The following is an 11,653-nucleotide window of genomic DNA, read 5'->3' on the forward strand; positions in this document are numbered from 1 at the left end:
GCGACGCTCCGGCCGCGAGGGCGGTCCCCGCCGCCGCACCGGCGCCGAGCTGAGGCCCACCGCTCACGATGCCATTGGCGATGCCTGGTCCGAAGATCCCGAGTCCAAGCAAGGTGAGCGCGGCGAGCGCGATCGCCATCGCCTGCTCGACGGTCGGCGTAGCCCCGAGGCCGGCATTGGTGAACTGGCTGAACAGCGTCGTGCCGATGCCGGTGATCACCGCCAGCGTCATCAGCTTGATGCCCGACGAGATGATGTGGCCCAGCACCCGCTCCGCCATGAAGGCGGTGCGGCCGAAGAAGGCGAACGGCAGCAGGATGAAGCCGGCCAGCGTCACCAGCTTAAACTCGATGACCGTAATAAAGACCTGGATCGCCAGCACGAAGAAGGCGAGTACGACGATCACCCAGGCCAATAGCAGGATCACGATCTGCGCGAAGTTGGTGAACAGTCCGATCGGTCCCAGCAGGTCGGCGGTCGCATCGAGCAGCGGCTTAGCCGCATCGAGCCCCGTCGCGGCGACCGTGCCGGGCTTCAGGAAGTCCCCCACCGCCATCGCGCTGCCGGATGCCTTGAGGCCTATCCCGGCGAAGCTTTGGAACAGGATGTTGGCGAGGTTGGAAAAGTTGCCGATGATATAGGCGAAGACGCCGATATAGAGCGTCTTCTTCACAAGGCGCTGTAGGACATCCTCGTCGGTTCCCCATGCCCAGAACAGGGCAGCGATCGTCACGTCGATCGCGATCAATGTCGAGGACAGGAAGCCGACCTCGCCGCCGAGCAGGCCGAAACCGCTCTCGATATAGCTGGTGAAGACCGACAGGAAATTGTCGATGACGCCGGTGTCGTTCATCGGGCTTGATCCTCACCGAAGAAATGCCGCCGGCGTGCTTCCCACGCCGCATCGCACCCGCTGTCAGGCATGGTGATCGTTCGGCAGCGTGCGGGTGTTGAGTCAGCCTGCCTGGGCGCGATTTCCTGCGGCGCCGGGAACGCGACGGGCCGCGGCGGCCCGCGCAGCGCCGACGCAATCGCGACAGCGAGCATTAGCCCGCCGATGCCACCGCCAACCGCGATCTTCGCCACCGGCCGCATCTCAATTGCCGCGAAACCGCTTGAAGCGCTCGCGCCCCTCGGCCTCGGTCGCTGCGTTGCGCGCTGCTTCGAGCGCCTGGGCGCGGCCTTGCGACGCGACAGCCGCAGTCAGGTCAGCGAGCTGCTGGGATTGCAGCGCGAGAAGCTGGTTTCCCGCCTGCGTCGCCTGGAGGGCGCCGCTTGCCGACTGGCTCGCTGTCACTAGCGTATCGATCGAGCTGCGTGCGCCGTCGATATTGCCCACCACGCCGGCCTGCACCTTGAGCGCATCTTGCAGCGCGCCGACACTGTCCTGCCAGCGGTCATTGGCGTTCGTGACCATCTGCGCCTGCGGCGCCGTCAGGTTGGCGCCGTTATAACGCGTCGTGAACGCCTGTTGGATGTCTTGCACGCTGTAGGCGATGCGTTGCGCCTGGGCGAGAAGCTGTCGGGTCTGCTGGACCTGGGCCTGCAAGGTCGACAGCGTTGAAATCGGCAGGCTGGCCAGATTCCTCGCTTGATTGATCAGCGAGGTCGCCTGGTTCTGGATCTGCTGGATCTGATTGTTGACCTGCTGGAGGCTGCGCGCCGCCGTCAGAACATTTTGCGCGTAGTTGCTCGGATCATAGACGATGCCGCCGAACTGGGCGTGTGCCGGCACGCTGACCGCGACAGCGAGCAGTGCCGAAAGGGCAAGAGCTGCGGCCTTCAGCCGCCGCATGCGAAACTGGATCATGATACATTCTCCTCTGGGGTGAAGTCTGGGGATGCGCTGGGCGGTGCCGGCTCCGAGTCAGCGAGCAGACCCGCCGCCCATTCGAGACCGCGATGCCGTAGCCAGGCGCGGGCGAAGCCATCGCGGCCATGGGTTGCCACCAGCTCAGCGATGCGAAGCTGATCGGATTTCGAGGAGGCGGCGGCAAAGGCCAGCGCCACTTCGCCAAGTCCAAGATCGAACAGGCGATTGCCGTGCCGCGACTGGCAATAATAATCCCGCTTCGGTGTCGCGCGCGCGAGGATGTCGATTTGCCGGGCATTGAGGCCGAACCGCTCATAGATGCGCGCGATCTGTGGTTCGGCCGCGCGCTCGTTGGGCAGGAAGATACGCGTCGGGCAGCTTTCGATGATCGCCGGGGCGATCGAGCTGGTCTCGATATCGGCCAGACTCTGCGTCGCGAAAATCACGCTCGCATTCTTCTTGCGCAGCGTCTTGAGCCATTCGCGGAGTTGGGCGGCGAATGCCGGGCTGTCGAGCACCAGCCAACCTTCGTCGATGATGATCATCGTCGGCCGCCCGTCGAGCCGGCCTTCGATGCGGTGGAAGAGATAAGCGAGCACCGCGGCTGCGGAGGCAGCGCCAACCAGACCTTCCGTCTCAAACGCCTGGACCGACGCCTCGCCCAGAAACTCGGTCTCTGCGTCGAGAAGACGGCCCCAGGGGCCGCCGACGCAATATGATGCCAGCCCCTGTTTGAGCGCGTAGGATTGCAGGAGGACGGCGAGCCCGGTCAGGGTTCGCTCAGGGATCGGCGCCGAGGCCAGTGAGGTCAGCGCGGACCAGAGATGCTCCTTGGCCTGCGGGTCGATCACGACACCTTCGTTCGCGAGAATCGCTGCCAGCCACTCCGCTGCCCAAGCGCGCTCACCAGCTTCGTCGATCCGCGCCAGCGGCTGCAAGGTGACGGCCTCGCCGAGATCGGCATCGTGCAGCGCATGGCCGAGATCCTGCCAGTCGCCGCCCATGGCGATGGTCGCGGCGCGGATTGAGCCGCCAAAGTCGAAGGCGAAGATCTGATTGTCAGGATAACGCCGAAATTGCAGCGCCATCAGGGCGAGCAACACCGACTTGCCCGCGCCGGTCGGGCCGACGATCAGGCTATGGCCGACATCGCCGACGTGAAGGGAAAAGCGGAACGGGGTGGAGCCTTCGGTCCTTGCATGCAGCAAGGGGGGCAGATCGAAATGCTCGTCCCGTTCCGCCCCCGCCCATACCGCTGACAGGGGGATCAGGTGGGCGAGATTGAGCGTGGAAATGGGCGGTTGGCGAACATTGGCATAGGTGTGACCCGGCAGGCTGCCGAGCCAGGCTTCGACCGCATTCAGCCCCTCGATCATGCAAGTGAAATCGCGGCCCTGGATGACCTTTTCGACCAGCCGGAGTTTCTCCGACGCCAGTGCCGGATCGCGGTCCCAAACCGTCACGGTCGCGGTCACATAGGCGATGCCGGCATGGTCGGCGCCCAGCTCTTGCAGCGCCAGGTCGGCATCCGCCGCCTTGTTCGCCGCGTCGCTGTCGGTCAGCACCGATGCCTCATTGGTCATCACCTCCTTGAGGATCGCCGCGACGCTCTTGCGCTTGGCGAACCATTGCCGCCGGATCTTGCCCAGCAGCTTGGTCGCGTCGGTCTTGTCGAGCATGATCGCGCGGGTCGACCAGCGGTAGGGGAACGCCAGCCGGTTCAGTTCATCGAGCAGGCCGGGAAAGGTCTCGGTCGGAAAGCCGGTGATGGTGAGCGTGCGCAAATGATGCGCGCCCAGCTTCGGTTCGAGGCCGCCAGTCAGCGGCTCATCGGTCAGCAGCGCGTCGAGATAGACCGGCGTCTCGGGCACGCGCACGCGCTGGCGCTTGGTCGAGACCGTGCTGTGCAGATAGGTCAGCGTCTCGCCATCATCGAGCCAGGCGACCTCGGGCATGAAGCCCTCGACCAGATGTAGAACGCGGTCGGTTCGGTCGACGAACCCCTTGAGCAGCGCGTTCGGATCGACGCCGTTGCCGGAGCAGCCTTCATAGAGCCAGCTTTCCGCGCGTGCGGCGTCTTCGGCAGGCGGCATCCACAGTAACGTCAGGTAATAGCGGCTCTCGAAATGTGCGCCTTCCTCACGGAATTGCTCGCGCCGTTCGAGATCGACCAGTTCCGAGGCGGCATCGGGAAAGACTGAGTCCGCATAATCGAGTGCCGCCGTGCGCTGTGCTTCGACGAACACCGCCCAGCCGGTGCCCAGCCTGCGCAGGGCATTGTTGAGGCGGCCGGTCACCGCCACCAACTCGGCCGGCGTCGCGCTATCGAGATCCGGACCGCGAAAGCGCGCGGTACGCTGGAAGCTCGCATCTTTGTTGAGCACCACGCCCGGCGCGACCAGCGCGGCCCAAGGCAGGAAGTCGGCAAGGCAGGCCGCATGCCCGCGATATTCGCGCAGGCTCATCATGGCCGCATCCACGTCGGATAGCGAAGGTGCCGGCGAGCGACGTCGACGAACTGTGGATCGCGCCGCGCCGCCCATACGCCGAGCGCGTGACCGATCGCCCAAATCGCCAGCCCGGCGAACCACAGCCGCAGGCCTAGACCGACCGCGCCGGCTAGCGTGCCGGTGAGGATCGCAACCGCGCGCGGCGCGCCGCCGAGCAGGATCGGTTCGCTGAGCGCCCGGTGGACCGGCGCATAATAGCCCAGCACGATATCGCCGCTGTCGCTCATCAGATGAGCGCCCCACCGCCGAACGAAAAGAAGGACAGAAAGAAGGATGACGCGGCGAATGCGATCGACAGGCCGAACACGATCTGGATCAGCCGACGAAAGCCGCCCGACGTCTCGCCGAACGCGAGGCTAAGTCCGGTCACGATGATGATTATTACCGCGACGATCTTGGCGACCGGCCCTTCGATCGATTGAAGAATCGAATTGAGCGGCGTTTCCCACGGCATCGAGGAGCCGGAAGCATAAGCCGGGCTGGTGAGCAGCGGCAGGCTCAGGGCCAGGCCGACGCCGGTATGGCAGGCGCGCCGAAGGAGGCGCCGAAAAGCTGCGGTCATTGGGGTTCTCCATTGTTGGGGGCGGAAAGAGTGGTCAGGCGGTAGTCGCCGGTCACGGGATCGAGGCCGTCGACCCGCGCCAGCTCAGCGAGCCGCCGGCCGGCGCCGTCGCGGACCAGCACGGCGATGAGGTTGATGGTCTCGGCGATGAGCGCCCGCGGCACCGTCACCACCGCTTCCTGGATGAGTTGCTCCATCCGCCGGAGCGCGCCGATCGCGCTTCCTGCATGGATAGTGCCGACGCCGCCGGGATGTCCGGTGCCCCAGGCCTTCAGCAGGTCAAGCGCCTCGCTTCCTCGAACCTCACCGATCGGGATTCGATCGGGACGCAGGCGCAGGCTTGATCGGACCAGCTCAGATAGCGACGCGACGCCGTCCTTGGTCCGCATTGCGACAAGGTTGGGCGCGGCGCATTGCAACTCGCGCGTGTCCTCGATCAGCACTACGCGGTCGGTGGTCTTGGCGACCTCGGCCAGCAGCGCGTTGGTGAGCGTCGTCTTGCCGGTGCCGGTGCCGCCGGCGACGAGAATGTTGGCGCGGGTCGCGACGCCGCTGCACAGGACCGTCGCTTGGAAGCGGGACATGATCCCGGCCTGCGCATAATCGTCGAGCGTGAATACTGCGACCGCAGGCTTGCGGATCGCGAAGGCCGGCGCGGTGACCACGGGCGGCAGCAGCCCCTCGAACCGCTCTCCGGTTTCGGGCAGCTCGGCCGACACGCGTGGCGCGCGGGCGTGGACTTCGGCCCCGACATGGTGCGCGACCAGACGGATAATGCGCTCACCGTCCGCTGGCGTCAAACGCTCACCGCTATCGGCGATGCCGCCACCGAGCCGGTCGACCCAGAGCCGGCCATCGGGATTGAGCATCACCTCGATCACTGCGGGCTCGGCGAGCCAGCGCGCAATCGAGGTGCCCATCGCGGTGCGCAGCATCCGTGCGCCCCTGACGATGGCTTCCGATCGGATCGGCTCCGCGCCCATATACATTCCCAATTCGGCGGCGGGTCCAAGCGCCCGCCGCGATGGGGATGATTAAGAGACGCAGAAAAAGGTGAAGTTCAACAAGGATTTAGCGTCGTAGCAGTCCGGCGCAGAAATACAGGTGATGGCGTAGATCGCCCAGCATCGACAGCCCGATGTCGCTTCGTTTGACGCTGGTGAGAAGCGGTGCGCGATATTTCTTCGCACTTTCAATTGCTTAAGGAAGCAGGCCTGAGATTATGGTGAGAATTGCGCTTACGCGAGGTCGCGCTTCGGCCGACTTCGACGGCACAAAGCACTGATTTTCAAGAGAAAAATTGGTGCACCCGACTGGATTCGAACCAGTGGCCTTCGCCTTCGGAGGGCGACGCTCTATCCAGCTGAGCTACGGGTGCCTTGGGTAACTGACCTATTTGGGGGTCTCGGAAAGATCAATCCACCTTGGAAAATCGCGGTGAGTTTCTGGTGAGTTTTTCTTCGAGTCCGTTTTTCAATCTTCCTAAACGTATGACTTTCTGGTACTTTTTACCCGCTCTGGCGCTTGAGACGTGCCTTCGGAGCAATTTAGCCTGCCTATCCTAAATGCACGACAGGGCACGCTACAATGCGATATGTAACTGAAGATACTAGACAATTCGTATTTCCGCGCCGAACTGTCTATCCAGAATTTCGCTCCGATATCCATCCGGTTGCTTCCGTGGTGCTTCCGCGGAAGCAGCCCCTCACTAGCGAGGGGAACACCTCATGGCAAAGCTGACCAAGCGGATCGTGGACGCTGCCGATGTTCGCGAGAAGGACTATTTTATCTGGGACGACGAACTGCCCGGTTTCGGCCTCCGCGTGTTCGCCTCCGGCAAGCGCAGCTACCTCATCCAATATCGCGCTGTTGGACGCACGCGACGCTACACCATCGGCCTGCATGGCGTGTGGACGCCGGAGACAGCCCGGCAAGAAGCGAAGGTCCAACTCGGGCGCGTCGCGCGCGGCGACAACCCTTCCGAAGAACGTCAGCTCGATCACAAGGCCATCACGGTCAAGGAGCTTTGCGCCCTCTATACCGCTGATCTGAACGCGGGCCTCATTCTGGGTAAGGGCGGGCGACCGAAAAAGCCCACCACCATCGTCACCGACACTGGCCGTATCGAGCGGCACATCATCCCGCTGATCGGCGCGCGCCGGGTCAAGGATCTCACCAAGGCCGACATCAACAAGGTCTTGAAGGACATCATGGCCGGCAAGACGCGCGTCGCCGTCAAGACGAAAAAGCTGCGAGGAAAGGCCATTGTTCGTGGTGGCGCGGGCACCGCCACGCGCACCGTCGGCCTATTGGGCGGAATCCTCACCTACGCTGTCGATGCTGGGATTATAGAGGTCAATCCGGCGCACGGCATCAAGAAGCCCAAGGACAATGTTCGGAATCGTAGGCTGACCGAGGCGGAGTATCGCACCCTCGGGCAAATGCTTCGCGATGCCGCGGCGAACGAAAAATACGCCATGACCGTGGACATCATCCGGCAGATCGCGCTCACCGGCTGCCGCCGCTCGGAAATGATCTCGCTAATGTGGATCGAAGCTGACACCGACGCGAGCTGCATGCGCCTGGTGGACAGCAAGGAAGGTGAGTCCATTCGTCCAATCGGATTGCCCGTCGTCGAGTATCTGGAGGAACGGCGCAAGACCGCAGCGGGCACCTATGTCTTCCCAGGTCAGGGCGAGGACCATGCGTTCGGCAGCTTCCCGAACCATTGGGAACAGATTTTCAGCGACAGTCCGCTCGCCGGCGTCACCCCGCATGTCCTGCGTCACAGCTTTGCCAGCATCGCCAACGATCTCGGTTTCACCGAGGTGACCATCGCGGCGCTCGTCGGCCACTCCAAGGGCTCGGTGACGAGCAAATACATTCACACGCTCGACACTGCGCTCATCATGGCCGCCGACACGATCTCCGGTTACATCCAAGGGCTACTCGAGGGGATCGAATTCAAACAGACGGCCTACGCATTGGATCGTGATTCTCGTCGAGCTGCGCTTGACCTCTTCCTGACCAAAGCGGTTGGAGAGCCGGGGAACGAAGCCGAGGACGAGGAGCGTCGCTTGGCAGCTTGAGGCTTGCGATCAGCCACTGGTCGGCGAGCAATTCATCGCCGCCCACGATGCAGTCGAAAAAGCTTTTTGAAGAAATCGACGATCTTCGGTTTGGCGCCATCGGCGACCAGGTCATTTGCTCCGAACCGGCAGACCATCCTGACACTCCTGCACACCGAGCGCAGCCGTAGCGGCGCGTTGTCTCGTTCGACCGCTTGATCGCCCGCTGCCGCATTGGCTCCGCCAGCATTGGAGACTTTCTGAGGCAGGAACGTCTCGCAGAGGGGGCATCTGACGCAATCGCCTCACGCCCCCGTTGCGCGCAATTTAGGGCACATATACTTCAAGGATCGGGGCGGAAGGCGCCACCGCTTCGGCCCGACGCTTGGCAACGCGCTTCGCCGCATCGCGGACAAGTGCAAGCTTGCGCCTGTCCTTGTCCACGCATGCCAGAATTTGGTCATCAGTTGCGGCGTCGATCTGTTCGGGCTCACAGAGCTGCGCGGCGGCCAAGCGGCAATAGTCGCCCCGCAGCAAATCGGCTCCAGCGAATTGGGCGAGGTCGACGGCGGCGCTGGGCACGCCATATGTCAACCGGATCGCCAGACGTCTCACACGGTCACCGAGATCGAGCGTGGGGTGCAGGATCTCGGCGACGCGAGCCGCGACCGGCATCAGATCGCAAGTCCGCGCTGCGACCGCGCGTATGGGGCCGGCGGCGCCGCCAAACGCACCACCGAACTGCGTCAGCACGCGCTCGATCTCGCTCATGGCACGACCGGACACGAACAAAAGACAAGCGACCGCCTTCTTCGCACGCAGGGTCGCCTGATGATCTTCTGTTGTCCCGCGCTGAAGCGCGTTCAGGACGTGCCACGGCACATTCTGCCTCTGCAGCTCGTTGGGCCATAGCTGAGGCTCTTTCTGCGTGCTTTTTCGGTTGATCGGAAAAAGGAGTTGATCGACCTCGACCGTCGTTTGAGCTGCGGCAATCAGGACGGGATCGCTGATTTCTTGGGGCTGAAGCGAGCCGAGGCAATCTACGAGCGCGACGATGGACCCGACCTCTGCCGCGCTTTCGCCAGCGAGACGGCCCAGCTTGGTCAATTCATACGCGCCTGTAGCGTTCTTCTGCACCAGGCCGTGGCGTTCCAAATCCGCTAGGGCCGAAAGCAGATCCGGCCGGCTCCACTGCCACGCGCTATGGGCGCGCCGGGCTTGGAACGCGCCGAAGCTCGATTCCAGAAATTCGACAATCTCCTCGCTCGGCACGCCTTCGCCGGCCGCTCGTTGTGCCGCGACTAGGACGCGGATAATCAGGGAGCGTGGGTCGGTTGTACCGTCGAGGAAGCGGGACACCAAGTCTTCCGGCTCCGCGGTCACGTATCGCGACCACAGATCATGCTCGGCGCGCGGATCGAGCGCCAGCAGATACGAAGCTCCCTTCTCGGCGAAGCCAAGCCTTCCCGCGCGACCGACTAGGTTCTTGTATTCGGCTACCGAATAGGGCTCGTCGCCGGGATGATTCAAGCCGGCGATGATGACCGATGACGCGGGCGTGTTCACGCCCATCGCCAGCGTCGTCGTGGCTGCGATGACGCGCAGGCCCGAGCCGCTACGGCGAAATTCTTCCTCGATGACGCGCCGCTCTTCGCGGTCGAGATCCGAGTTGTGGAAAGCGACGCCGCGCCCCAGCGCGCTCCGCAAGTCGGCGCTGGCCTGCGAGGGATCGCCGCCGGGCATCTGCGTCAGCGCCTCGGCAGCCGGAGGCAATCCGAGCGACTCTGCGAGATAGTTGGCGCAGCCGCGGGCTTCGCCCTTGGTTTCGCGAAACACGATCACCTGCTGGCCTTCGGCGACAAGCTTGCGCACCAGCGGGATGATCCAATCCTGGCTGGATCCTTTGCCGCCGACAAGACGCCGAACGAGCGGCCCCTCAACCTGCTCATTGCCATTCTCCGGGTCAAGAAAGCGGAAATGCCCGGTGCCGAGCAACAAGCCCTCCTCAAGCGGAACGGGCCGCTCCGTGCGCCGCAAGAGCCGCGCGCCGAGCCATTGCTCAAGGCCGTTCGTGTCCCCGATCACAGCCGAAAGCGCGATCAGTTGGGGCTCGATCCCCTCACGCCGGCGCATCCGGATGAGCGTCAAAATGAACTCCAGATTCGCGCCGCGGCCACGGTCGGCGATCATCTGCGCTTCGTCGATCACGATCGCGCCGACCTGCGCCAGCACATGAGGGAATGTCAGCGCGATCGCGGCGAACTTCTCATAGGTCAGGAGACCGACATCGTATTGGCCCCGCAGCAGAGGCGCGATGTCGTCCGTCTCGCCCGTCGCTTCCACCGTGCGGACCCCGAAACCGCCATAGACGCTCTCGAAGTGCCGCCGCTTGTCTGCCACAAGGGCCTTAAGCGGCAGCAGAAACAAAGCCCGTTTGCGATCCAGCACGTTCCGGAGCGCCGCGAGCTCGCCCACCATCGTCTTGCCCGAGGATGTCGGGGCCGACACCACCAGGTTCTCGCCGTCCAGCACGCCGAAGTCGGTGATGGCGGAGATCTGAAGCGCATTCAAGGACGGGATCGCTCCAGCCCAGGCGGTGACAAGCGCGTCGGGGAAACCGGCCGACGAGAGGCTGGCAAGATCGGACGTCACCTTGGCAGGCAGACGCGCCGGGAAGGCCGCCCGATACTTAGCGCCCGGCACGAACACGGGCCACGCGACATCGCCGTCGATGCTCCCGCGCATGGTCGGGTTCTGCTCTTTGCCGCCCTGCAGCGCGGCCGCCCGGACGCGGCTCGTGACATGCTCGAGGAGGCGGTAGAGCGAGAGCTTGCCGCCGCTCACGACTTCCTCGGCGCCACATAGCGCCTCAAGCAGAAAGTGGGTCAGAAAGCCGTGCCCGAACCGGCGGTGCTCATAGGCGGGCTCGGTCGCCGCGGAGGCGGTGAAGATGATCCGACCAGCGCCGCCAAGCTGAGCCAGGCGCGCTTCGGCGGACAAAAGGCTGCGCGGCTTCGCATCGACGTGCAGAACCTTCGCCCCAATGCCGCCGGAAAAACAACAGTCGAGGAACAGGATCAGGCGCTTTGCCGGTATCCGCGAGAACCATTCCTGCAACAGCTCGAGCGGGATCGCGGAGCCGGCGAGATCATCTGGATTCGCGTCGTGGGTGACGAGCTCATGTGTCTCCGACCCATGGCCGGAGAACGCGATCACCACCGTATCCTCGGGGCCGCAGCCGGCCAGGTCGGCAAATGCGTCCTCAATCCGCTGCCGCGTGGCCTCCGCATCTGCCAGCAAGACTGTGCTGCCGCCCAGCGTGTCGAAGAACAGTGCCTCCAGCGCCGTCGCGTCGCGACGCGCGCAGGTCAGCTCATCAATGCCGGTCGAGCTATAACGGTCGATGCCGATGAACAGGCCGCGAAACGGCATGAGGCACCACGCTACGCCCGAACGACGCCGACGGAGAACGCGGCTCGTGGCTTCTCAGCCTTCTCCAGCACGACCGGCGCGAACGTGTCTTTCCGCGCGACCTGCTTGTTGCCCACCTTCTCGAACCAGACACACCAGACGGCATCCTCCTCCAGCATGGCCGTCTTCCCGACCTGCTCGACCGTCATGATCGGCCCGCCTGACTTCACCCGCACAAGATCGCCGGGCTTGAATTCGGTAGCATCCATTCTCCACGCTCCTTCTCGAT

The 11,653-nt window shown here is 64.0% G+C and carries 10 protein-coding genes and 1 tRNA gene; 1 reads left to right on the forward strand and 10 read right to left on the reverse strand.

All coding sequences use genetic code 11. The annotated features are described in order from the left end of the window. The 8 genes from trbL to NW75_RS11665 form a co-directional block, all read right to left on the reverse strand. Positions 1-853 (reverse strand): P-type conjugative transfer protein TrbL (gene trbL / locus NW75_RS11630; RefSeq protein WP_033965412.1); only part of this gene is annotated, 853 nt, incomplete at its 3' end. Then, positions 850-1,095 (reverse strand): putative entry exclusion protein TrbK-alt, encoded by a 246-nt coding sequence (trbK-alt, locus tag NW75_RS11635; protein WP_033965413.1) that lies wholly within the window; start codon positions 1,093-1,095, stop codon positions 850-852. The genes trbL and trbK-alt, both read right to left, overlap by 4 nt. Position 1,096: 1 nt before the next feature. After that, positions 1,097-1,810 (reverse strand): P-type conjugative transfer protein TrbJ, encoded by a 714-nt coding sequence (gene trbJ / locus NW75_RS11640; protein ID WP_033965414.1) that lies wholly within the window; start codon positions 1,808-1,810, stop codon positions 1,097-1,099. Beyond that, complete coding sequence (trbE, locus tag NW75_RS11645; protein ID WP_033965419.1) at positions 1,807-4,281, reverse strand: conjugal transfer protein TrbE; 2,475 nt, start codon at positions 4,279-4,281, stop codon at positions 1,807-1,809. The genes trbJ and trbE overlap by 4 nt, the downstream gene beginning before the upstream one ends. Then, a complete protein-coding gene (locus tag NW75_RS11650) occupies positions 4,278-4,550 on the reverse strand; it encodes a VirB3 family type IV secretion system protein (RefSeq protein WP_033965415.1) in 273 nt (90 codons plus the stop codon). Before NW75_RS11650 ends, trbE begins: the two co-directional genes overlap by 4 nt. Next, positions 4,550-4,885: a TrbC/VirB2 family protein gene (locus NW75_RS11655; RefSeq protein ID WP_033965416.1), complete on the reverse strand. Its 336-nt coding sequence runs from the start codon at positions 4,883-4,885 to the stop codon at positions 4,550-4,552. Before NW75_RS11655 ends, NW75_RS11650 begins: the two co-directional genes overlap by 1 nt. Then, the gene (gene trbB / locus NW75_RS11660) at positions 4,882-5,868 is read right to left on the reverse strand and encodes a P-type conjugative transfer ATPase TrbB (protein ID WP_033965420.1); all 987 of its coding nucleotides are present in this window, start codon (positions 5,866-5,868) and stop codon (positions 4,882-4,884) included. The genes NW75_RS11655 and trbB overlap by 4 nt, the downstream gene beginning before the upstream one ends. Positions 5,869-6,186: 318 nt before the next feature. Then, positions 6,187-6,263: transfer RNA gene (locus NW75_RS11665), tRNA-Arg, on the reverse strand. Positions 6,264-6,612: 349 nt separating this feature from the next. Between NW75_RS11665 and NW75_RS11670 the strand changes: the two genes are divergently transcribed. Beyond that, a complete protein-coding gene (locus NW75_RS11670) occupies positions 6,613-7,974 on the forward strand; it encodes a tyrosine-type recombinase/integrase (protein ID WP_006023603.1) in 1,362 nt (453 codons plus the stop codon). A 306-nt stretch (positions 7,975-8,280) separates the two neighbouring features. Here NW75_RS11670 and NW75_RS11675 read toward each other — a convergent pair whose 3' ends face one another. Beyond that, positions 8,281-11,385 carry a DEAD/DEAH box helicase gene (locus NW75_RS11675; RefSeq protein ID WP_006023604.1) on the reverse strand — a complete coding sequence of 1,035 codons (3,105 nt, stop codon included), beginning with the start codon at positions 11,383-11,385 and terminating at the stop codon, positions 8,281-8,283. A gap of 11 nt (positions 11,386-11,396) precedes the next feature. Next, positions 11,397-11,633, reverse strand: a complete 237-nt coding sequence (locus tag NW75_RS11680; RefSeq protein WP_006023605.1) for a DUF2158 domain-containing protein — start codon at positions 11,631-11,633, stop codon at positions 11,397-11,399. Between the last annotated feature and the right edge of the window lie 20 nt (positions 11,634-11,653).

Source organism: Sphingomonas sp. Ant H11 (assembly GCF_000797515.1).
Classification (GTDB): Bacteria; Pseudomonadota; Alphaproteobacteria; order Sphingomonadales; family Sphingomonadaceae; genus Sphingomonas.